The sequence below is a fragment of the Shewanella sp. YQ_9 genome, assembly GCF_043103185.1.
Taxonomy (GTDB): Bacteria; Pseudomonadota; Gammaproteobacteria; order Enterobacterales; family Shewanellaceae; genus Shewanella; species Shewanella algae.
Window position 1 is genome coordinate 15,891 of sequence record NZ_JBICJO010000028.1, and the last position, 22,298, is coordinate 38,188.

Consider the following 22,298-nt stretch of genomic DNA (forward strand, 5'->3'; position numbering starts at 1 on the left):
GATACTGTTATCGGCATCAATAGCTATAACTTTAGCCTAAATCCCGCTTGTCCGGCAAAAAGCTAAGCCACCAATGGGCGACTTGGCTCTTTGCTGCTGCTCTGCACTTCAAGTCGTGATCCATCAAGCGGCCTTACGGCGGCGCTCCAACAGTTTTCTACCGCTGACTATCAGGATAGTGACGACTATGGCGCCGATAATCAGCCCCAATGCCAGGGTGACGCTCTGTAGCGCCGCCGGGTTGACCGCCAGGGTGCCGCCCAAGCCAAGCATCATGATGCCGGACATCAGCTTCAGGGTCTGGCCCTCTTTCTCGGTCAACTTACGTTTACCAAGCGTCATGCTGAAAGCAATCACTATGATGGCCAGTGGGATCACATAGACAATGTTGTACAGCACCAGGTACATATAGCGCTCAAAGCTCGGCAGGTTATGCATGGAGAGCACGCTGGTGTAGATCATAGGGAAGCCCGCAGTACACAAGAGTTCATAGGCGTTGGCCAGAATCGCCAGCACTGTGGTGCCGGCTATCATGGTCGCCAGGCTGGAGGCGCTGGACAGCTTACCCATACGCTTGATAAGCCCGGTGCGGTTTTCCGCCGACATGGAGAGGGTCACTTCTCCTTTGGTAACGAAGTAGTCCTTCACGTTGATACTGCCGGCGATCAACGCCAGTATTCCCGCCGCCAGAATAATCATCCCGCCATCACTGCCGGCCCCCAACAGCTGGAAGATGTTGAGCCAGGCGGTCATAAACAGGAAGTAAATAAAGCCTGAGAAAAACACGAAGATACCACCAACCAACAGCATACGGCTGCGGCTCTTGGCGTTGACCATGATGGACAGCAGGAATAAGAGCACGAAGAAGGCGCAGGGGTTAAAGGCATCGACACCGGCCAGTACCAGCGTCAGAATTGGCAGCGACATGGTTTCAGGTGTCACCACCCCAACCAGAGGCAATTCCACCGGCTGCACTTCGGGCTCTGCCGCCAGAGCCGTGGCATCACAGGTGCCATCGCCACCATCATTGGCGCAGGTGCCAAACAGCGGCGCCTGAGTTGAACCTGTGTTTGCCTGAGTGCTTGTTTGTCCCGGCATATCTTCCGGGCTCAACTGGCCGCCAGCCTGCAGGTAGCAGTTCTTGAGGCGGTTGAGCAGGAACTGACCTGTCACCTCTTCACTGGAATAACCGACTATCGCCTTGCCACAGGTAGCCATATAGGGCACTGAGCGGGCTTCTGTTCCTGTCTCTGTGGCCAACTGCTGCCACAGCTCCTGAGTACCCTTGGCGCCCACCATCACAGAGTGCAGCTCTATCCAGGGGTAGCGCTCCGGCAGAGAGTCGATGAATGGATGCGCTTCAGCGCAGTGGGGACAGGTCTTGGACCAGACAAAATATAAAGGAATTTTGATCTGCCCTTGCTGATCCACCTGTTGCCACTGGATCTGCGACGCCGAATTTTCGGTTGCGGCAAGGCCTGCGCTGAAACTCAGTAACAGGCAGAGAAAGAGGGTTCTTAACATAAGCTTACCTGTGTAAGAGGGATTGAACTGTATCTGAATGACCCATAGCCCGGTTCAGGCTACAAGTACCCTACAAATACTTTACTCCAAGCCCTTGGTATCCATGATAAAGCAGCATCAAAACTGTTAGCAGACTCGAAAAAGTCCCTAAAGTGAGACACATGGACATTTGTTAAGCTTTGAGTAATAAAACCGCATTCGAATGGTGCCATTGTGGTAAGCGACTTCAGTAATTTACTTTTTTGCCGCTAAACTTTTACTCCACCCTAAAAATTTATAGGACTTCTTATGCAGTTCACGCTTAAAACCCGCTTACTGCTGGTCAGTCTGGGCGCCGTTTTGCTTACGGTTGCCGCCCTGGTTGGCCTTTCCTCCTCTTCCATTCGTGATAATGCCATGCAGCGAACCCAGCGCGAGGTCGATCAATTGGCGAACACCTTTGCCGGCGGCATAGGGCAGTGGATGTATGACAGACAAAAAGCGATCAGCAGCATCAAGGGCACGCTGCAGCGGAACCCTGAGGTCAATATCACCCCTTTTCTGATGCAGGCCCATGAGGCCAGCGGTTTTGCGCTGACCTACTACGGCGATGAGCAGGGCAACATGTACCGTCAGGATCCCAGCCTGAATACGGCTGGTTATGATCCCCGGGTTCGCCCTTGGTATCAGGATGCCAAGCGGGAAGGAGCCATGATAATGACGGCACCTTATGTCAGTGCCACATTGCAAAAGCTGGTGGTCACCATAGCCGAACCGGTAATGAACAGCGGTCGTCTGCAGGGCGTGGCAGCGGCTAATCTCACCATAGATCAACTGACAGATGCGGTGCGAACCCTCAAGGTGCCGGGTGACGGCTATGCCGTGATGCTTGAACGCTCAGGCTTGATTATCAGTCATCCGGACAAGGACCTGAACGGCCAGCAGTTCAGCCGTCTTGGCAGTGCCTTCAATCCTCAGTGGCTCAGCGCCAGGATCAGCGCCAATACCCTGGATGAGATGGCATTCGACGGTAGCAGCAAGCTGTTTTACGTGGCGGCAGTGCCTCATACAGATTGGGCACTGATGTTTGTGATGGACAAGGCAAGCATCATGGCCGAGGCCACCGAGTTGGCATGGTGGATGTCTGCGGTGGGCGTGTTGTTTTTGGTGGGCTTTGGTCTGTTGCTGGTATTGGTGTTCAAGAGCCAGTTCCGCGATCTGGAACGTCTGGCCAAGGCGCTCAACGATATTGCCGAAGGGGAGGGGGACCTCACAGTCCGTATCGAGACCCGTAATCAGCACGATGAGATAGGCATGCTCGCCGCCGGCTTTAATCGTTTTGTTGAACGCCTGCACGGCATGATTTCCCGTATGAGTGACATAGCCCAGCAGTTGGGAGGCCAGGCACAGGAGACCCGCCATTCGGCCGAGAGTAACAGCCAGAGCATCGAAGTGCAGCAGGACGAAGTCACTATGGTGGCAACCGCTGTGACCGAAATGGCCAGTGCCACCGAGGAGATCGCCAGCAATGCCGAACTGACGGCACAGACGGCGCAGTCGGCGGTCGGCCTGGCAGGCAGTGGACAACAGCAGGTGCTGCAGAGCCAGGAGTCGATTCGTAGCCTGGCGCAGGAAGTGGATACCGCCAGTCAGATCATCGGCGAGCTCAACGAGCACTCACAGAAGATCAACAGCATTTTGCTGACCATCAGAGGTATTGCCGAGCAGACCAATTTGTTGGCTTTGAACGCCGCCATCGAAGCCGCCAGAGCCGGTGAGCAAGGGCGTGGCTTTGCCGTGGTGGCTGATGAAGTCAGGGTGCTGTCGCAGCGCACTCATGCGTCGACACAAGAGATCCAGACCATGATTGAGACCTTGCAAAAAACCGCTTCCAAGGCAGTGAATTCCATGGCTCAGAGTCATCAGATGGCCGAAACCAGTGTGATGGATGCCGAATCGGCCAGTGCCAGTCTGGAGCAGATAAGCCAAGCGATCACCCAGATATCCGATATGGCCAGCCAGATAGCTACAGCGGCCGAAGAGCAAACCTCTGTCACCAGCGAAATCAACCGTAATACCGAGTCGATTCGTGAGGTTTCTCAAACCCTGTCACAGGAGGCCAACAGCGCCACTGTCAAAGCGCAGGAGTTGGCGGAGTTGTCAGATTCGCTGCGCCGTGAAGTCGGCCGTTTTAAACTCTAGCGCAATGTCTAAGGAAGGTGCGAACAAGTCCCATGTGTGCCTGCATCGGCTTACGGGCCTGTAAGCCACTTCGCACCTTCCCTAAGGGGCATTCATTTGTGGATCTTGAAAGTACTTAGTTATTCGGCGGCGCTTGGCTTTTCAATCGTCGCCATCATCTGTTGGTTATTACACCAATGCAGACTCACTTCGCGATTGTCTTTATGGGTTGCCGTGCGGATACGAGTGACTATGGGGTGAGAGAAGTGTGCTGCGGTTAAATATTCTTTAACCCTTTCAATTCGTCTATTGGCAAGCCACATATTATATTTTTGTAAATCTTCATCGCCGATAGACTTATCCATATTGAATTCCAATAACAGATAGCCGCTTGAATTATCGCTATTATCAGCAACAATTTTATCCAGTTGCAAAGAATCCTGGGTACTGAAATAAGAGCTGTTCTTGGCATAATCGACATTGCCAAGCAAAACGCTTTTCTCACAGGTGGCTTGGGTCGCGCCGGTAAACAGCAGTAACCCCAGAATCAGGGCGCGCATATCATTCTCCTTTGACTATGACTTTATTATTGCTCACGTCCACTTTTGAGGCGCAAATTTAATCGATTGTCCAGGAAAAATCAATTTTATATGAATATCAACCTTTGCTGAATGACTGCGTCATAATACAGAATGAATGACGGAAAAATGTCGCAACAAATATAATTTTAATTGCTGCGACATTTATTTATATTCTTGCCAATAAATTGACTGAATATTAGGGAAGGTGCGAATAAGTCCTCGTGGCACTCTGGCTTACACAGCAATTGGCGTTCAAGGCATCTGACTGAAGGCATGCCGGGGCCTGTCGAAGTCGGATAACGCAGAGAGCCGGTTGCTGTGAAAGCCCCGAAGGGCGTGGCTTACAGACCTGCCTGCTGTGTTGTGCTTCTTGCAAAGGACTAAGGCCATTTGCTGCGAATCACGCCTTGCATCCAGGCCTGTAAGCCGACGCAGAGCACACATGGGACTTGTTCGCACCTTCCTTAGCTCTAAATAATATCAGAGCTTCAGTTGATCTTAATGTCATTCACAGTGAGCCCCACATCAAGGTTGTTGCGGGTGGCATTGGAGTAGGGGCAAACACTGTGGGCCTTGAGTACCAAGGCTTCGGCCTCGGCCTGCGCGAGCGGCAGAGTGACAGCCAGAGATACCTGCAGCGCAAACCCACCATCTTGACTGACCAAGCCGACATCGGCGGTGACAGGCGCGCTGGCAAGCTTGATTTTACCCAGGCGCGCCACATGTAAAATGGCGTTGGAGAAACAGGCGGCGTAACCGGCGGCAAACAACTGTTCCGGATTGGCCCCGGCTCCTGTCCCGCCCATCTCCTTGGGATAGCTTAGGGTCAATGACAGGGCACCGTCATGAGTGGCTACTTCGCCGTTGCGGCCGGCTTTGGCTGTGGCTTGAGTGTGATAGAGCATAGTAGTTTCCTTAATTTAAGTTGCGCGCAATATAATTGCTGGCAATGATAGATCGATATTTGTTCTAAAAGCAAGTATATTGTGTGCAATTAAATTGTGTTTAAGGTTTGCATATGTCAAACGAGCCCCTGTGCCTGGAAAACCAGGTTTGCTTTTCGCTATACAGCGCCGCCAATGCTATGGTGCGGGCCTACCGGCCTGTGCTGGATGCCCTGGATCTTACCTATCCACAATATCTGGCCATGCTGGTGCTTTGGCAACACAAGGGCATCAGTGTCAAGGCGCTGGGTGAGCGTTTGCATCTGGACTCAGGTACCTTGACCCCCTTGCTCAAACGCCTGGAAACTAAAGGCTTGCTGTTAAGAGGCCGCAGTGAACAGGACGAGCGGGTGCGGGTATTGACGCTCACCGATGCCGGGCTGGCTTTGCAAGCGCGCGCCGCCGATGTGCCCGAGCAGATGTTGTGTCGCAGCGCCATGCCGCAGGCTGAGCTGCAACAACTGAAAAGCTTGTGTGACACCCTGTGGCTGCAATTGGAACGTTAACGGAAAGAGGCTGATGGAACAGGTCGATCTGGCAATCATAGGTGGCGGCATATCCGGGGTGGCGGTGGCACAGTGCGCGGCGGCAGCCGGTTATTCCGTGGTGCTATTGGAAAAGTCCACTCTGGCGGCAGGCACCTCCTCCCAGTCCAGCAAACTGATCCATGGCGGCTTACGTTATCTCGAATCCGGGCAACTGGATCTGGTGCGTGAATCGCTGCGGGCCCGGCGCGAGTTATTGCGTCTGGCGCCGACACTGGTCAAGGCCGTCCCTTTCTTTATCCCGGTTTATCGTGACAGTCGCCGCGGCGCCTTGACCCTCCGGGCCGGCCTCAGCCTCTACGGCTTGCTGAGCGAGTTTGACCGCCTGGGCCGTTTTCGTAGCCTGCCTGCCAGGGCTTGGGGGAGCTTTCCCGGACTCAAGCTGGCGGGAATGACCCATATGTTCCAATACTGGGATGCCCAGACGGATGATGCCTTGCTGACCAAGGCGGTGGCCGACAGTGCCAGGCTGCTCGGTGCCGATATCCGCGAGGGCGCCGAGTGTTTGACAATAGAGCATGAGCCTCAGGGATGTAAGCTGAGTTACCGGGATGCGGATGGCGACAAAATGCTGCACTGCCGCTTTCTGGTCAACGCCGCAGGCGCTTTTGTCAACGAGCTGCTGGCGCGGGTGACACCGCCCATAGCCCAGACGGCAATAGACTGGGTGCAGGGGAGTCATTTGCTTCTGGACATTCCAGCGCCGCCCGGGGTGCTCTATCTGGAGTCCTGCTTCGATGAGCGGGTGGTATTCGTGATGCCTTGGTACGGCAAGACGCTGATAGGCACCACTGAGACCCTCTGCCAGGGACCGATTCCGCAGATCACCCGAGAGGAGATAGCTTATCTGCTGGGGATCTATCGGCACTATTTTGGAGGCTCTGGCAGTTTCACGGGTGCTGTCACTACAGAGGCGCTTGAAGCCAAGGTATTGGCGCATTTCAGTGGCATGCGGGTGCTGCCCAAGGGCGATGGCGATGCCTTTGGTCGGCCGCGGGAAGTACAGTTGTACCAGCGTTATTCCCATCCCAGATTGCTGACGCTCTACGGCGGCAAGTTAACCACCTTTCGTGCCACTGCCAAAGCGGTGACGGCAGAGATAAGCAAGGTGCTTGGCAAACGCAGCCCCAAAGCGGATGTCGACAAGCTGATGCTGGGATGATTTTTAGGGTGAAACAGGCTAAAGTGTGCCGCTTTTGCCGCCGGGCTGAATTGGAAACTTGGGATATATTAGAGTGAGATGTGACTTTTTTGCGCAGGGCAAGTGCCGCTCCTGTACTCACATAGAAACGCCAATGGTGCAACAACTGGCCGCCAAGAGTGAGCAGTTGGCGCAGTTGCTCAGCCCCTTTACCCCCTTTGAACTCTTAGCCCCGGTCAGCGGGCCGTCCCTGGGTTTTCGCAACAAGGCCAAGATGGTGGCACTCGGGGCCGCCCATCAACCCATTCTGGGGATAGTTTCCCCGAGTGGTGAGGCCGTGAGCCTGTGCGATTGTCCTCTCTATCCTGCCGATATGCAGGCCTTGCTGCATCGGCTTGAGCTGTTTGTGCGTCAGGCCGGGATCCCACCCTATCGGGTAGATAAGGCCAAGGGCGAACTCAAGTTTGTGTTGTTGACCCGCGCCGAAATCAGCGGCGACTTTATGCTCAGGTTTGTGTTGCGCTCCAGGCAATCCATCGAACGGATTGAGCGTGAACTGCCAAAGCTGCTGGCCGAGTTTCCTGCCATCAAGCTGGTATCTGTGAATCTGCAGCCGGTTCATATGGCCAGGCTCGAAGGTGAGCAGGAGATTTTTATTACCGAGGCGCAGCGTCTGGAGGAGTCCTTCAATGGCGTGCCTCTCTATATCCGCCCCAAGAGCTTCTTTCAAACCAACCCACAAGTGGCGGCGGCCCTTTATCAGAGCGCCAAAGACTGGGTCAGTGAGCTGAAGCCTGAGTCGATTTGGGATCTCTTCTGTGGTGTCGGCGGTTTTGGGCTGCACTGTGCCAATAAAGACACAGAGCTTACAGGGATTGAAATCGAGGCTGAAGCCATCGCCTGCGCCAAGTTATCCGCCGAAAAGCTGGGGCTTGAGCGGGTGAACTTCAAGGCGCTGGATTCGGGCAGTTTTGCCGCGGCGCAGTCGGCAGGCCAGGTACCGGATCTTATGATAGTCAATCCGCCGAGACGCGGCATAGGCGCCGAGCTTTGCCAGGCCATTTCGACCTTTGCGCCGCCGCATCTGCTCTATTCCAGCTGTAACCCTGAATCTTTGGCCAAAGATCTGGCGGCTATCAGTGGTTATCGTGTGCGCAAGGTGCAGCTGTTCGATATGTTTCCGCACACGGATCACTATGAGGTATTGGTGCTGCTGAGTCGCGGCTAAGACAGTGGCTTCTATGCTCTTGGCCAACACAGGCTGATGGCGGCGCCGCCCAGCGATTGCGAGTGGCTCAGCTCCAGCCTGCCGCCGTGCCAGATGGCAATCTTGCGCACTATATAAAGCCCCAGGCCAAAGCCGCTGCCATCACTCTGTTTGGCATCTCTGGCAAAGGCCGCCAGTAGTTTTTTGCCTTTATCTTCAAAGCCTGGGCCATCATCCTCGACTCTGAGGCAGTTATGGTTTTCACTTTGCTCGAAACTCACCTGTATCTCTTTTTCGGCAAAACGCATGGCATTTTGGATCAGGTTCTGGCAGGCCACATTCATTGCCGTCTTATCGAATTGTGCCTGGCCCGGCACAGAGTGAAATCCTATCTGGAAGTCACGGCTATAAAGGCTGTATTTCTGCTCAAGCGCCTGAATAAAGTCAGCGATGGATTGAGGCGAATGGCATAGTTCTCCCTGTTTATGTTCCAGGCGGGCAAAAGAGAGATAGTTGGCCGCCAACTGTTCTATCTCATCTATGTCCTGGGCCAGGCGCGTTGCGTATTGAGGCTCCATCTGCTGCTTGCTCAGCTCAAGGGCAAAGCGCATCCGCGCGAGCGGAGTGCGTACTTCGTGGGAGATGGTATGGGATAACTCTTTATGCATCTGGACAAAACTCACTATCTGGTGGCTCATGCTATAAAGCGCCTGAGCCAACGGAAAGATAGCCGAGCTTTTACGTATGGTTAGCGGTTGCAGCGAAGGCTGACGGCCAAAGCGAATGGCGCTCTGTTGCAGGGTATGGAGATCGCGAAACACAGGCCAGATAAGCAAGATGGCGACCAGGGCCAGGCTGGAATAGAAACCGAGCAAGATCAAACTGGTGACATCCTCCCTGTCTTGCTTCTCTGTTACCGGGCCAAATCTGAGTAGCTCAGTGCCTGAGCCTTGCTTGTAGTAATAGAGCTCGCCGCTGGAGTGACGCAGCGCCAAGGTCTGCCCCTCATTGAGTAGCTGTCTCAGGCTAGTGGGCAGTGCCAGACTGCCGGCGGCAAGAGTTGAGAGATGCGCGCCCTGTCCCCGGGTTTGCAATAAGTCGTCCACCGAGATCAAATAGCTGGCCTCTTCGCTGCGATATTGATCTGTCAGTTGGCCAAAGCTCCACAGCAGCAGGGAGCAGGACAGCAGCAGAAACCCAAACAGTCGGTAAAACTGAAACTTCATGCCTGAATCCTGATCATGGCTTGATTGGGCTGGTAGTTGAACAGATAGCCCTTGCCGTGCACTGTGGTGATCTGCAGGCCGCTTATCTCCAGCTCATCCAGGCGTTTGCGCAGCCTGCTGACCTTGAGATCTATGGCTCTGTCCAGGCCATCATAGGCGCGGCCGATAAACTGCTCGAACAGATACTCCCGTGACAATACCCGACCGGCGTTGATCACAAACACCCACAGGAGTTCAAACTCCTTGGTGGTAAAGGCCAATGCCGAGCCCGCCAGAAGCACCTGCTGCTGATTGGGATCAAGCTGCAGATCGTGCAGACACAAGGTTTTGCGTCCGGGCCGCTGTTGCCTGTTACGAAGTTGAGTACGTATTCGTGCCAGCAGCAAGGGGGGCACCACAGGCTTGAGCAGGTAATCACAGGCGCCCAGCTCCAACCCCAGGATCTGATCGCCTTCACTGTCGCGGGCGGTGAGGAAGATAAGCGGGCAGGGATAACAGGCCGCCAAACGGGGATAGATACCAAAGCCATCTTCACCGGGAAGCATCACATCGCAGAGGATCAGGCTGAAACTGTCACTGTCCTGACGGGCAAGCGCAGCTTCGGCATTGTCCAGATGAACCGGCTCGAAGTCTTCATTGGCCAGATAAGTGCAAATAAGTTCCGCCAGCGGCAGATCATCCTCAATCAGGAGTATTTTTTCTTTCATAGCAGATCCCAACTCAGGCCCCGCCGTCTGCGACTGACGGGCTCGTAGATAGCCACTCTGAGCAAGCGGCTGGCAACTGTGCGGTTTTGCTGATCCCTGAGCTCGATAAGCGTATCCCTGACCAGGCTTAGTTGCAGCTTGTAACTGAAGTCACGGCGTTGATGAAAACAGGTCAAAGGCGCTGCGCTGTTGGCCAGCCAAAGGCACAGAGAGCGAGGCTGTTGGCTGTGAAACTCGAGTTGCAGTTGCAGCTTGCATTCCGATTCCTGATTGGTCATGGCGCAGGTATCCGGCGCCAGCCAAAGCTCTTCTCCCAAGGCGCTTGCCCAAGGACTTATCAGCATGAGTAACCACAGTAGCCATCGATTCATAGAGCCCTCAAAACCGATAACTCAAACCGATGAAACCTGAGAGATAGCCATCCTTGTCTATCATGGGACTGTTGGTGATCCCCGAGTCAAGCCAGGTGTATTCGGTTACCGCTACCAGGTTAATATCCTGCCACAGTGGCAGATTAACCAGCAGGCGGGCGTGATAATTGATACTGGCCGAGGGAGAATAGCTTAGTCTCAGCGGGCCGCTTTCTTCAGGTCTTAGCTGATAGTAGTAACGCACCAGGGATTCACTCTTGCGAATCGCGCCCAGCTCAAATCCCAGAGCCCCCCATGAGTAGAGCAGGCTCTTTCTTAATCTGAACTGCAATTCGTTGCCGTCATGTACCCCGGAAATGTCGTGAAACATGCCCAGATTGATATCTGTGTAGGGCGTGACCCAGGTGACGGAAACTCCGCCCAGATAGGAGATGTGACGCTTGATTTCGTTAAGGATAGGTTCGCTGTTACTGTTGGGGCGTATGACCTGCGCCTTGTAGGGAGAGAAGCCTATGATGTCGCTTAAAAACAACTTGTTAAGCCCATCAAACTCGAAAAAGAATCCATCCTCATTGAGCTTGGTTTGCAGGTCGAATAGCAAGTTGTCCGACTCATGAAGGCTGTAGCCCAGTGTAAAGTTTTCCAGATAGAAGCGTTTTGAGTAGTAGCTCCAGGATGGTAGCAGGAAAGTTTCTATCGGCTTGGCATGCACTCTGGGATTGTCCAGCCGACCATATCCCAGGGCGAGGGCGAGTCTGAACTCATCCACAGGGATAGTTTCCGTCGCATTTTCTTCAGCTGCTGCAGTCAGGTGCAACTGAAGGCCAAGCATCAATATCGCGTACCACCAAAGCTTCATAGCTTACTTCTACTTCCTGCGAACTTTCATTGAATCTAAATAAACGCTTGTTAAAAGTCTGTAAAAATTTAACCAAGTTACAAAATGCTACAAAAGTATTATGTTTTTGGTTCTTTTGTGGTGATTGTATTTGATGTTTTTGTGAATATCTATGCAATTAAAATTGACGAGTGTCAAAAGTGTTGCTAGTCAGCTTAATGACAGTTGGTGTATTTTGGTTAGCATTCTGATTGGTGATTGTTTTTGTTGTGGTTTATTTTTAGCCTGGTTAGTTTGGGCTTATGGGCATAATCCTTGTTAATCACTTTTGAATAAATATTAATTGTTTGAATTATGTTGCGGGTTTGCGCCTGGCGGTGGTCTTAAGACAGCCAAGATACGTGGTTGATTCTGAACGGATACACTTGCCGGCGTGTTGGGAGGTCGCGATTCAGGGAAGATTTACCGCTATTTTGTTTTAATTACAGCTAGTTGAGAGGCTATGACTGATTCTCAGTTGCCTGTTCATTTGTTTGTCTTGCCGTACGCCTACAGACTAAGCCTATGAATATAAGATAAGTGTCACACTTATGTCATACAATGGAGCCAGATCAAACAAGTATAGAGCTAACACAGATGTGGCAGATTTTTGTTCGTTTCTTTTCATTGGGACTGGTGAGTTTTGGCGGCCCGGCGGCGCACATAGGTTACTTTCGCAAGACTTTTGTCGAAGAGTTAGGCTGGCTTGATGATAAAGATTATGCGTCATTGGTGGCTTTGAGTCAGTTTTTGCCCGGCCCGGGATCGAGTCAGGTCGGTTTTGCCATAGGTTACCGCCGCGGTGCCCTTCCCGGGGCGATACTGGCCTTTATCGGCTTTACCTTACCTTCGTTTCTATTGATGTTTCTGTTGGCTGTCAGCAGCTATCAATACCTCTCCAGTGATTTATTTCAGGGGGTTATTGCCGGGCTCAAGTTATTGGCTGTAGTGGTGGTCGCCGATGCCGCCTGGGGTATGTTCAAACAGTTTTGCCGCAGCCATATCACCCAGATGTTGGCCTTGTTGAGTACTGTGATTCTGCTTTTGTGGCCGGGGAATTTGACCCAATTGCTGCTGTTGCTTGCCGGTGCCATTGTCGGTCTTTATTGGCTCAATCGTGAGGCACCAGCGCCGGCCAAGTCGGGAAGTATGCAGCTCAACTGGAGTGCTTTACTGATATTTCTGTTTTTATTGCTGCTCACCGGCCCCTTGCTTGCTCACCCTCTGGCTGAACTCTTCAAACAGTTTTATCAGACCGGCGCCATGGTATTCGGCGGCGGCCATGTGGTGCTGCCCTTGCTGGAGAGCCAACTGGCAAACAGCATAGATCATGACAGATTCCTCACCGGCTACGCCCTGGCGCAAGCCGTTCCCGGCCCCATGTTCAGTCTGGCCGCCTATCTGGGCGCCGAACTGTGGCCGCAAAATGCCCTAGTTGGCGCCTTGGTGGCAACGTTAGCCATCTTTCTGCCCGGTTTCCTGTTGTTGCTGGCGGTGATCCGAGGCTGGCAGGGAATCGCCGAGCGCCCGAAAATGGCCGCTATGGTGATGGGGATTAATGCCACTGTCGTTGGTTTGTTGGCGAGTGCTCTCTATCAACCGGTATTTACCAGTGCTGTGACCCGCCCGGTTGATATGGCCATGGTGCTGGCGGGCTTTATGTTGCTCAAGCTGTGGCGTTTGCCCTTGGTGTATTTGGTGCTCGGATTTGCAGCAATGGGTGCTATTTCCACTCTCTTCATGTAAAACAAATGGTTAAACTTTGATCTCAGGCATTTTTTATACGAACTTAAAGTGAACAAAGTTACTATAATTTGCAGATATTCCATTCCCGGGGGAAACCTAAGTGTCCAGTCTGAGTTTACGAAATAAGTTACTGCTGCTTGCCCTGTTGCCATTGTTGACTGTTTCCATTGTCTTGATGCTGGCGTCCTGGACAGTAGAGTCGGATGCGCTTGAAAGCGAAATTACCAATTTCAGAGAAAAGCTGCTCAACGAGCGTCGTCAGGAGTTGGTGCATGTGACCGAAGTCGCCAAAGAGATTGTCAGCTTTCAGCGCAGTCAGGGCGGAGACTATAAGGCGGCCTTGCGGGATGTGCGTTTTGGCAGCGCCGGTTATTTCTTTGTTTACGACGGTAATGGCAAAAATTTGTTTCATGCCTTACTGCCTAATCTGGAAGGAACAGATCAGATCGGCATGACAGATCCCAAAGGCACCAAGATCATAGTGGGTTTGTTGAATGCAGCCCGCAATGGTGACGGTATCCTTACTTATTACTACCAAAAACCCGGCACCAATGAGTTGGTGGAAAAAATAGGTTATGCCGCGATGATCCCCGGAACTGACTGGATTATCGGTACCGGCGCTTATGTGGATGATATTGAGGCTTCTGTAGCAGAGTATCGGCAGACGGCATTGGCAGATATGGAAGAAAAGTTATGGTTGACGCTGATGATAGTCATAGTCATCACTCTGATCACAGCTATGCTTATTCTGTTTGCTGCTCAGCGAACAGTGACTCCTATTCGCAACATGCTGGATAACCTCAATGATATCGCTCAAGGGGAAGGGGACCTGACCAAGCGTTTGCAGGTGCGCGGTGAAGATGAAATTGCCCAGTTAGGGCAGGCATTTAATCGCTTTGTCGACAAGCTGCAACGTATCATTCGTGATGTGACTACCGCTACCCACGAGGTGCAGGATGCCTCTGGTTCTATTCATGCCCAGACTCAGGCGATAGCGGCGCAGTTGGCCAACCACAACAATGAAACCGATCAGGTGGTGACTGCGATCACAGAGATGTCTTCCACTGCCCAGGAAGTGGCGATGAACACCACCCAGGTGGCGGAGGCGACCCATGTGGCGAGCGATGAAGTGGCCAAGGCTCAGGAGTGCGTCGATACTTCGTTGACCGAGATCTCCACTCTGATGGCGGAAATCAATAGCGCCGCCGACCATATTCAGTCGCTCAACGAACAGTCGCAGAAGATTAACAGCGTGCTGTCTGTCATCGGCGGCATTGCCGAGCAGACCAACCTGTTGGCACTCAATGCGGCCATTGAGGCGGCTCGTGCCGGTGAGCAGGGCCGAGGTTTTGCCGTGGTGGCCGATGAAGTGCGCAGCCTGGCGAGCCGCACTCAGGCCAGCACTTTGGAGATCAACGAGATGCTCAGCGAGCTGCATCGTCTGGTGAGCCAGGCGGTGAGTGCCATGGAAGAGAGCCAGCAAAGCTGCCATCGCAGTGTCGAATCTTCCAGGCTGATTTCCGAGAGTCTGGGAGCCGTCACCAGCTCTGTCACCTCCATCAATGATATGAGTACCCAAATCGCCACCGCCGCCACAGAGCAGAGTTCGGTGACCGAAGAGATCAACCGTAATATCTACGCCATTCAGGAGATAGTCGCCGAGCTGTTGCACTCCAGCGAAGAAGCGGCCAGAGTCAGTCAAACCGTGTCTCACAGTGGTGATAATCTGGGGCAATTGGTCAATCAGTTCCGGGTTTAATCATTCAATATGAAGAAGACAGAAACAGCGCCATTTGGCGCTGTTTCTTTATCTCGACCGTCCAGCACAAGATGCCGTACCGCTTATGACGTTTCCCAGTAACCATTCCCCGCCAATCGTGGAACCTTTCGGTTGGTCGTAAGGTAAAAAAGTAATTTGTGTAACATTTTGAATCATTTGTTTGTCAATTGTTTTATTTGTAATCATATTGATATTGCATGTTGGGGCGCGGGACTATACTCAGTAAAGAGTGTCTGACAGCTACTGGGGGGAAGTTATGTCCTTGTCTGCTCTGAGCTTGAGAAGCAAATTCTTGCTGCTGGCTTTACTACCTTTAATTCTGACTTTGATATTGGTGATGGGGTATTCCTATCGTGCCGAAAATCAATCACTGGAAAATTCGATCGCTTTATTCAAACAAAAGTTGGTCGATGAACGAAAACAGCAACTCAAGGATGCGACAGGGCTGGCTTTGGAAAACATCAACTATCAACTCGGTCTGGGAGACAGAGGTGATGTCAACGCGGCGTTGCGGCAACAGAGGTTTGGCAGTGCCGGATACTTCTTCATTTATGATTTCAATGGGATCAGTGTATTTCATGCGGTTAAGCCTGAGCAGGAAGGCACAGATCAAAGCGGCATGACAGACCCCAATGGCACACAAATTGTGCGCGGTCTTATCGATGCCGCCAGAAGTGGTAAAGGCTTTATCAACTACTTCCATGCCAAGCCCGGAGTGACTGGCCTGGTGGAAAAGATAGCTTATGCCATCCGGGTCCCCGGGAAAGACTGGTTGGTAGGCACAGGTGTTTATGTGGATGATATAGAGGCGGCCGTTGCCGCTTATCGACAAACCGCCACCGAGGAGATGCAGGCCAAGACCATAGGGGTGCTGTTGATGTCGCTGGTGCTGACTCTGGTTACTGTGTTTGCCATTCTCTTTACTGCTCAGCGGATGATAATCCCTATCCGCAATATGTTGGATAACCTCAACGATATCGCTCAGGGGGAAGGGGACCTGACCAAGCGCCTGCAGGTGCGCGGTGAAGATGAGATTGCCCAGTTGGGGCTGGCGTTCAATCGCTTTGTTGAAAAACTGCAGCACATCATCCGCGATGTCACCACGGCCACCCATGAAGTGCAGGATGCCGCCGGTTCCATCCATTCCCAGACCCAGGCGATAGCATCCCAATTGGTGAACCACAACAATGAAACCGATCAGGTGGTGACCGCCATTACCGAGATGTCTTCCACCGCTCAGGAAGTGGCGATGAACACCACCCAGGTGGCGGAAGCCACTCATGTGGCTACCGACGAAGTGGCCAAGGCCCAGGAGTGCGTCGATACCTCGCTGACTGAGATCTCCACCCTGATGGCGGAAATCAACAGCGCCGCCAACCATATTCAGTCGCTCAGCGAGCAATCACAGCGGATCAACAGCGTGCTGTCTGTCATCGGCGGCATTGCCGAGCAGACCAACCTGTTGGCATTGAATGCTGCCATTGAAGCGGCTCGCGCCGGTGAGCAGGGCCGAGGTTTTGCCGTGGTGGCCGATGAAGTGCGCAGTCTGGCGAGTCGTACCCAGGCCAGCACTTTGGAGATCAACGAGATGCTCAGCGAGCTGCATCGTCTGGTGAGTCAGGCGGTGAGTGCCATGGAAGAGAGTCAGCAGAGTTGCCACCGCAGTGTCGAGTCGTCAAAGCTTATCTCCGAAAGCCTGGGAGCTGTGACCAGCTCTGTCACCTCCATCAATGATATGAGTACCCAAATTGCCACCGCCGCCACAGAGCAGAGTTCGGTGACTGAGGAGATTAACCGGAATATTTACGCTATTCAGGAGATAGTCGCCGAGCTGCTGCATTCCAGCGAAGATGCGGCCAGGGTCAGTCAGACTGTGTCCCACAGTGGTGATAACCTCGGCAAGTTGGTCAACCAGTTCCGGGTCTAACACCTATCCTCCACTGGCTTCAGTGCTCAGTAGGAAAATAAGGAAATAAAAAACGGCGCCAACCATGGCGCCGTTTTTAATGTGGCTCAATTTCAAGTCGCTGGGGGCGCCTCGGCGCGCTCTGCCTTGACGGCACACACCTTGAACTCAGGAATATGGGCCACGGGATCAAGCGCATTGATAGTCAGCTTATTGGCAGCCGCCTCAACGAAATGGAATGGCAGGAACAGCACCCCAGGCTGAGCCCGGCGGCTGACAAAGGCCTGAATGAATATCTCACCACGGCGGCTTTCCAGTTTGAGCCAGTCGCCCTTGCCGACGCCCAAACGTTCGGCATCCTCAACCGAGATCATCACTCTGGGGGAGCCGAGTTCGTCCAGCCCGGCGGTTTTACGAGTCATGGTGCCGGTGTGGAACTGCTCCAGCAGGCGTCCGGTCGACAGCATCAAGGGATAGTCATCGTCCGGCAGCTCAGCCGGTAAACGATAATTGACCGGCTGCAGTCGCCCTTTGCCGTGAGTGAAACTGTTGCGGTGCAATACCCGGGTACCCGGATGTTGCTCATCTGGGCAAGGCCACTGCAACCCGGCCGGATTATCCGTGGTTCTGTGCCAACTGATCCCGGCATAACTGGGGGTCAGGGCGGTGACTTCCTGCCAAATTGCCTGTTCATCGCTATAGTGCCAGTCGGCGCCCATGGCATTGGCCAGCAGCTGCAGTATCTGCCAGTCCGGACGGGCACTACCTGGCGATTGCAAGGCGACTTCCAGTCGTTGAACCCGGCGCTCGGTATTGGTGAAGTGGCCGCGCTTTTCGGCAAAGGCCGCTGCCGGCAATACCACATCGGCCATTTCGGCGGTTTCGGTGAGGAAGATATCCTGCACTACCAAAAATGGCAGCTTTTTCAGCGCCTTGAGCACATGTGCCTGGTCGGGGTCGCTCAGTACCGGGTTTTCGCCCATCACAAACAGGCTCTGAAGCAGGCCATCCAAAATCGCCTGCATCATATGAGAGGCCGGAATGCCTGTCTCAGGGCTCAGCTTGTCAGTGCCCCAGGCCCGCGCCAGTTTCAGCCGCGCAGCATCATCATCCAGACGTTGATAGCCACTGAAATAGTTGGGCAGGGCGCCCATATCACAGGCACCCTGGACATTGCTCTGGCCGCGCAAAGGGGTGATCCCGGCGCCGTCGAGCCCGAGGTTACCCAGCAATAGCTGCAAGTTGGCAATGGCGGTGACATTGTCATGGCCTGTGGTGTGCTGGGTGATCCCCATGGCGTAGTAGAGGGCGGTCTTTTTGGCGGTGCCCAGCATTTCGGCCATGGCCGCTATTTCGCTGCTGCTGACGCCTGTCACCCTGGCGGCCTGCTCCAGGCTGTAGTCCGGCCGCAACAGCTCTTCGCGCAAGGCCTCAAAGTCTGTGGTGCGGCTGCGGATATAGGCCTTGTCATGCCAATCGTTAAGCAGTATCTGCTGCATGATGGCGTTGAGCAGCATCACATCTGTGCCGGGGCGATGACGCACAAACAGCTCGGCGCTGTCGGCTATGCTGACCCGCTTGGGATCGGCGACCAGGAGTCTTGCCTTGCCGCGGCTGACGACCGACTTGATCCTCGAGGCAATGATGGGGTGGGCGCAGTCGGTATCCGAGCCCAGGATAAAGATGAGATCTGAATCCTCTATGCCGGGAATATCATTGGTCATGGCGCCGCTGCCGAGAGCATCATAGAGCCCGGTCACTGTGGAGGCGTGGCACAGACGGGCGCAGTGATCCACACTGTTGCTGCCAATAACGGCCCTGAACAGCTTCTGCAGCAGGAAGTTCTCTTCATTGGTGGCCTTGGCGGATGCCAGGGCGCCGAATGAACTCGGACCAAACTGTTCCAATTGTTCTTGCCAGTGGGCGGCAATATAGCTGATGGCCGTTTGCCAGCTACAGGGTTCCAATTTGCCGTTACGGCGAACCAGCGGCTGGGTAAGGCGCTCTTCACTGTTGATAAAGTCAAAGCCGAAGCGGCCCTTGACGCAGAGCATGCCCTGGTTCACAGGTGAGCGCACATCGCCCTCGGCCGCAAGGATACGATTCTGGGTGGTGTCTACCTTGAAGCGGATGCGACAACCGACGCCGCAATAGGTGCAGATGGTGCTGGTCACCTTGGTGTCTGGGGCTTGTCCTTGGGTCTTGTGGCGGGCATCGACCAGGGCGCCGGTCGGGCATACCTGCAGGCAGTTGCCGCACTGAACACAATCGCTGTCGGCCATGGAAACGCTGAAACCGGCTCTGGGCGCCCGGCGTTCGCTACTGCCTCCCGGCAGCGCCGAGAATTGGTTGGCCTCAAAGCTGATGGCCTTGTGGCCACTGCGGCGGTGGCAGATGTCAACGCAGGCACCGCAGCTGATGCAGCGGTTGGCATCGAAACGGATAAAGGGCGCACTCAAGTCTTGGGCAAAGTGTCTGGCCTGCAGTGCCGATTCGCCACTGGCATCCTGCTCTAGCAAGCCCTGGCTGCTGACCTTGTATTCACTGGCGTAGTCTCGCAGGCGACAGTCCATATTGGCCTGACAGCCACATTCGAGGCAGCGTTTGGCCTCGGCTTCGGCCATTTGCGGCGTCAGTCCCAGCTCTACTTCGGCAAAGTTACTCAGGCGCTCGGCCACAGGTAACTCCGGCATCTTGACCCTGGCACTTTTCACCTGTGAAGGGAAAAGATCTTTGGGTAAATCCTGTTGGGACTTGAGCCCTATCGCCTTGCTGGCATTGAACGCCACCGGCGTCAGTGGGCAACTGAGCCCCTGATTGAACAGGGCGTTTATGGCCTCGGCGGCGCGGCGACCATCGGCGACCGCTTCCACCGCAGTGGCGGGTCCGCGGCGCACATCTCCGATAACAAACAGTTTTTCCAGCCCAGTGCTCATGCTGATGTCGCAGCCGTTGATCGTATTCCAGCGGCTGAGCGCCGGAGAGCCTTGCAGCAGACGGTTTTCAGGCTGCTGCAGAAAGGCCAGATCCGGTGATTGGGATACGGCGGCGATCAGGGTATCAAACTCGCAGTCGAAGGTTTCGCCGCTGGGCTGAGGCCGGCGGCGGCCGGAGGCATCCGGTGCGCCCAAGGACATTTTTTCCAGCGTGACTCGTGCAAGACGGCCGTCACTGCCGGCATGGTTGGCCACAGGATTGGTCAGCAGCAGGAAGTGGATCCCTTCCTGTTCAGCTTCATGAATTTCAAAGGCTTCGGCCGGCATCTCCTCTTTGGTGCGCCGGTAGATCAGTGTCACCTCGGCGCCTAGGCGTCTGGCGCTGCGGGCGCAATCGATGGCGGTATTGCCGCCGCCGACAACGGCTACTTTCTTGCCCGTGACCAGTTGGTGGTCCATTGCCAGATCTTTAAGGTAGTCGACCCCGAGATAGCAGCCGGGCAGGTCGCTGCCGGGATAGTCCAGTGGTACGGCCTTTTGCGCGCCCATCGCCAGACAGAGGGCATGATACTCCTTGGCCAGTTTCGGCAGCAGTATTTGTTCGCCTATGGTTGTGTTGGTGTGAATGCGGATGCCGTTTCGCTCCAGCAGAGCTATCTCTCTATCGAGTATCGCCTTGGGCAGGCGATACTCGGGAATGCCGTATCTTAGCCAGCCACCGGCCTTGGGAGCGGCCTCAAAGATGTCCACGTCATGGCCCTGATTGGCGAGGAAAAACCCGGCGCTGAGCCCGGCTGGCCCGGCGCCGATTATGGCCACCTTCTTGCCGCTGGGGTCGGCCTTGGGCGGCTGATAGGGCTCGGTATCGGCCAAGTCCAGATCGGCGGCGTGGCGCTTGAGCTGACGTATCGCCAGTGGCTCATCGATCAGGGCGCGGCGACAGGCGCTTTCACAAAATGCCGGGCAGACCCGACCGATAGACAGAGGCAGAGGCAGGGTCTGCTTGAGGATGCGCACTGCTTCTGTATGGTTGCCCTGACCTATGTGATACAGATAAGACTGTACATCGACGCCCGCCGGGCAGGCTTGCTGGCAGGGGGCTTCGCAATCGGCGAAGTGATCTTTCAATATCCGTTTCAGCGTCTGCTGCCTATGGCTGTGCACTGCCTGGGTATGATTCTTGAGCTGCATTCCGGCAATTGCCGGAGTCGAGCAGGCCAGCAGTGGCCTGTCTGTGTCGGCCATTATCTGGTCGAGCCGGGTCAGTTGGCACAGGTGTTCATCGGCGCCTTCTGTGGTAGCCGAACCGGGGTCTGTATGGTGACACAGACAAGGAATGTCGATGCCGGCCCGCTGGGCCGCCTGCAACAGGGTCTCGCCCTCAAAGGCGCTGACGGCCTGGCCGTCGATATAGATCTCAAACATGGGCAGCCTTGTTATTTGCTCACCTTGATGGCGGTGAAGTAGGGACTAATTAAGCTGATAACCATGCAGTATATCGATCGCGGGGTTTGCTTCATTGAGCTGGAGCAGGCTTTTGCCGGGGAATTCACAAAGCCTATCGACTCTGTGCACTCATCTGAAAAATGGATTTTAGCCAGTGTGATCTGGCTCAGCGGGTCATCTTCTTGACAAACACCACCACAAACAGGGCTATGGTGAAACTGCCGGTGAAGGCTTCAATGGCGGCCACGGCGCGGGAAAAAACCACAGGGGTGAAGTCGCCGTATCCCAGGGTTGTGAAGGTTACCACTGAGTAATACAGGCAGTTGCCGAACAGTGACAGATAGTCTGTGATGGCGCGGCCCGGGGCAAACTGATGGATTCGGCCATCATAACTGACGCCGGTAAAACAGTAGATGAAGGCACAGACAAACACCAAAGCCAGCGAGAAAATCACCACCCTGAGCGGGTCTTCGCCATAACCGCAGAAGAGATCAATCAACTTGGATAACATCCTTCTGCCGCTCCATTTGGGTAGCAGATGGCGCCGCATGGTGAGCTCGCGGCGAATGTAGAGGCCGGCCATGGCAAACAGGCCTTCACGCTCGGCCGCCTTGCGCAGATCCCGGTAGATCTCTTCGGCCTGTTCAAAGTAGTCGTGGGCGATTTCACGTTCACCGACTCTTTCTGCCTGCAGCGCCATGCGTTCCTGACGCAATAGTTTGCCAGTGTAGATATTCTCGATACGGGCACCATTCCATTTGGCTCCCAGCAGATTGCAGTTGTTGAGCTTGGCGCAGTGCAGGTTGGCGTCACGCAGGTCGGCCTTCATCAGGCTGGCGTTATCCAGAGTCAGATTGAACATGTGGGCGCCTTGAAGGTTGGCCCGATACAGCTCGGCATAGCTCATGTCATAGCCGGTTTTGGAGTGATGTTTTACCAGATCGATACCGGCCAGTTCAGCACCCTTGAGGCAGATGCCTCTGAGCATGCCGCCGCCGCGGGCGAAGGCTTCGAGCCTGGCCCTGTCTTCGGGGTGGTTTTTGACGATTCTCGGGTCGTGCCAGTAACAGAGGCCTGACTCACCGGCCGGTTCCTCACAGCAAAAGCCCTCGTCTTCCTGATAACAGCAATTTTTCTGCTCCATGGTTGCAAGTATAGCCTGTCATTGAAAGCTGCTGATCGGCATGCTCGTCTGGTTTAT

16 protein-coding genes are annotated in these 22,298 nt (G+C 54.3%); 7 read left to right on the top strand and 9 right to left on the bottom strand.

The features are described 5' to 3' along the window. Window positions 1-123: 123 nt before the first annotated feature. A complete protein-coding gene (locus ACF8D4_RS08920) occupies window positions 124-1,524 on the bottom strand; it encodes a cytochrome C biosynthesis protein (protein WP_107353048.1) in 1,401 nt (466 codons plus the stop codon). Between the two features lie 288 nt (window positions 1,525-1,812). On the opposite strand from ACF8D4_RS08920, the gene ACF8D4_RS08925 reads away from it, so the two are divergent. After that, a complete protein-coding gene (locus tag ACF8D4_RS08925) occupies window positions 1,813-3,705 on the top strand; it encodes a methyl-accepting chemotaxis protein (protein WP_392464939.1) in 1,893 nt (630 codons plus the stop codon). Window positions 3,706-3,824: 119 nt separating this feature from the next. Here the strand turns inward: ACF8D4_RS08925 and ACF8D4_RS08930 are convergent, their stop codons facing one another. Then, on the bottom strand, window positions 3,825-4,244 hold the full coding sequence (locus ACF8D4_RS08930; RefSeq protein WP_044735148.1) for a hypothetical protein: 420 nt from the start codon (window positions 4,242-4,244) through the stop codon (window positions 3,825-3,827). 509 nt (window positions 4,245-4,753) lie between these two features. Next, window positions 4,754-5,170: an organic hydroperoxide resistance protein gene (locus ACF8D4_RS08935; RefSeq protein ID WP_025008945.1), complete on the bottom strand. Its 417-nt coding sequence runs from the start codon at window positions 5,168-5,170 to the stop codon at window positions 4,754-4,756. A 113-nt stretch (window positions 5,171-5,283) separates the two neighbouring features. Between ACF8D4_RS08935 and ACF8D4_RS08940 the strand changes: the two genes are divergently transcribed. The 3 genes from ACF8D4_RS08940 (at window position 5,284) to rlmC (ending at window position 8,123) form a co-directional block, all read left to right on the top strand. Beyond that, window positions 5,284-5,715 (top strand): MarR family winged helix-turn-helix transcriptional regulator, encoded by a 432-nt coding sequence (locus tag ACF8D4_RS08940; protein WP_025888690.1) that lies wholly within the window; start codon window positions 5,284-5,286, stop codon window positions 5,713-5,715. A gap of 13 nt (window positions 5,716-5,728) precedes the next feature. Further along, window positions 5,729-6,916, top strand: coding sequence for an FAD-dependent oxidoreductase (locus tag ACF8D4_RS08945; RefSeq protein ID WP_144379982.1), 1,188 nt, complete (start codon window positions 5,729-5,731; stop codon window positions 6,914-6,916). A 73-nt stretch (window positions 6,917-6,989) separates the two neighbouring features. Beyond that, window positions 6,990-8,123, top strand: a complete 1,134-nt coding sequence (rlmC, locus tag ACF8D4_RS08950; RefSeq protein WP_392464940.1) for a 23S rRNA (uracil(747)-C(5))-methyltransferase RlmC — start codon at window positions 6,990-6,992, stop codon at window positions 8,121-8,123. An 11-nt stretch (window positions 8,124-8,134) separates the two neighbouring features. Here rlmC and ACF8D4_RS08955 read toward each other — a convergent pair whose 3' ends face one another. From ACF8D4_RS08955 to ACF8D4_RS08970, 4 genes are read right to left on the bottom strand one after another with little or no spacing between them, the layout of a single operon-like run. Beyond that, window positions 8,135-9,328 carry an ATP-binding protein gene (locus tag ACF8D4_RS08955; RefSeq protein ID WP_096140972.1) on the bottom strand — a complete coding sequence of 398 codons (1,194 nt, stop codon included), beginning with the start codon at window positions 9,326-9,328 and terminating at the stop codon, window positions 8,135-8,137. Beyond that, window positions 9,325-10,035 carry a response regulator transcription factor gene (locus ACF8D4_RS08960; protein ID WP_156018822.1) on the bottom strand — a complete coding sequence of 237 codons (711 nt, stop codon included), beginning with the start codon at window positions 10,033-10,035 and terminating at the stop codon, window positions 9,325-9,327. The genes ACF8D4_RS08955 and ACF8D4_RS08960 overlap by 4 nt, the downstream gene beginning before the upstream one ends. After that, window positions 10,032-10,406 (bottom strand): DUF3019 domain-containing protein, encoded by a 375-nt coding sequence (locus tag ACF8D4_RS08965; protein WP_037436155.1) that lies wholly within the window; start codon window positions 10,404-10,406, stop codon window positions 10,032-10,034. The genes ACF8D4_RS08960 and ACF8D4_RS08965 overlap by 4 nt, the downstream gene beginning before the upstream one ends. Before the next feature lie 7 nt (window positions 10,407-10,413). Next, window positions 10,414-11,265, bottom strand: a complete 852-nt coding sequence (locus tag ACF8D4_RS08970) for a MipA/OmpV family protein (protein ID WP_392464942.1) — start codon at window positions 11,263-11,265, stop codon at window positions 10,414-10,416. 615 nt (window positions 11,266-11,880) lie between these two features. Between ACF8D4_RS08970 and chrA the strand changes: the two genes are divergently transcribed. The 3 genes from chrA to ACF8D4_RS08985 all read left to right on the top strand — a co-directional run bounded on the left by chrA (window position 11,881) and on the right by ACF8D4_RS08985 (window position 16,736). Beyond that, the gene (chrA, locus tag ACF8D4_RS08975; protein ID WP_392464944.1) at window positions 11,881-13,029 is read left to right on the top strand and encodes a chromate efflux transporter; all 1,149 of its coding nucleotides are present in this window, start codon (window positions 11,881-11,883) and stop codon (window positions 13,027-13,029) included. 100 nt (window positions 13,030-13,129) lie between these two features. Next, on the top strand, window positions 13,130-14,788 hold the full coding sequence (locus tag ACF8D4_RS08980; protein WP_392464945.1) for a methyl-accepting chemotaxis protein: 1,659 nt from the start codon (window positions 13,130-13,132) through the stop codon (window positions 14,786-14,788). 283 nt (window positions 14,789-15,071) lie between these two features. Continuing rightward, window positions 15,072-16,736: a methyl-accepting chemotaxis protein gene (locus ACF8D4_RS08985; protein WP_335899744.1), complete on the top strand. Its 1,665-nt coding sequence runs from the start codon at window positions 15,072-15,074 to the stop codon at window positions 16,734-16,736. A 92-nt stretch (window positions 16,737-16,828) separates the two neighbouring features. Here the strand turns inward: ACF8D4_RS08985 and fdhF are convergent, their stop codons facing one another. Beyond that, on the bottom strand, window positions 16,829-21,076 hold the full coding sequence (fdhF, locus tag ACF8D4_RS08990; protein WP_392464947.1) for a formate dehydrogenase subunit alpha: 4,248 nt from the start codon (window positions 21,074-21,076) through the stop codon (window positions 16,829-16,831). Window positions 21,077-21,263: 187 nt separating this feature from the next. Continuing rightward, the gene (locus ACF8D4_RS08995; RefSeq protein WP_392464949.1) at window positions 21,264-22,241 is read right to left on the bottom strand and encodes an ion channel; all 978 of its coding nucleotides are present in this window, start codon (window positions 22,239-22,241) and stop codon (window positions 21,264-21,266) included. Window positions 22,242-22,298 lie beyond the last annotated feature (57 nt).

Excerpts from the sequence above, each read along its gene's own strand:
- ACF8D4_RS08940 (WP_025888690.1), top strand. The coding sequence starts at position 5,284 with ATGTCAAACGAGCCCCTGTGCCTGGAAAACCAGGTTTGCTTTTCGCTA.
- ACF8D4_RS08955 (WP_096140972.1), bottom strand. The coding sequence starts at position 9,328 with ATGAAGTTTCAGTTTTACCGACTGTTTGGGTTTCTGCTGCTGTCCTGC.
- ACF8D4_RS08960 (WP_156018822.1), bottom strand. The coding sequence starts at position 10,035 with ATGAAAGAAAAAATACTCCTGATTGAGGATGATCTGCCGCTGGCGGAA.
- chrA (WP_392464944.1), top strand. The coding sequence starts at position 11,881 with ATGTGGCAGATTTTTGTTCGTTTCTTTTCATTGGGACTGGTGAGTTTT.
- ACF8D4_RS08930 (WP_044735148.1), bottom strand. The coding sequence starts at position 4,244 with ATGCGCGCCCTGATTCTGGGGTTACTGCTGTTTACCGGCGCGACCCAA.
- ACF8D4_RS08920 (WP_107353048.1), bottom strand. The coding sequence starts at position 1,524 with ATGTTAAGAACCCTCTTTCTCTGCCTGTTACTGAGTTTCAGCGCAGGC.
- ACF8D4_RS08935 (WP_025008945.1), bottom strand. The coding sequence starts at position 5,170 with ATGCTCTATCACACTCAAGCCACAGCCAAAGCCGGCCGCAACGGCGAA.
- ACF8D4_RS08925 (WP_392464939.1), top strand. The coding sequence starts at position 1,813 with ATGCAGTTCACGCTTAAAACCCGCTTACTGCTGGTCAGTCTGGGCGCC.
- ACF8D4_RS08945 (WP_144379982.1), top strand. The coding sequence starts at position 5,729 with ATGGAACAGGTCGATCTGGCAATCATAGGTGGCGGCATATCCGGGGTG.
- ACF8D4_RS08965 (WP_037436155.1), bottom strand. The coding sequence starts at position 10,406 with ATGAATCGATGGCTACTGTGGTTACTCATGCTGATAAGTCCTTGGGCA.
- ACF8D4_RS08995 (WP_392464949.1), bottom strand. The coding sequence starts at position 22,241 with ATGGAGCAGAAAAATTGCTGTTATCAGGAAGACGAGGGCTTTTGCTGT.
- ACF8D4_RS08970 (WP_392464942.1), bottom strand. The coding sequence starts at position 11,265 with ATGAAGCTTTGGTGGTACGCGATATTGATGCTTGGCCTTCAGTTGCAC.
- fdhF (WP_392464947.1), bottom strand. The coding sequence starts at position 21,076 with ATGTTTGAGATCTATATCGACGGCCAGGCCGTCAGCGCCTTTGAGGGC.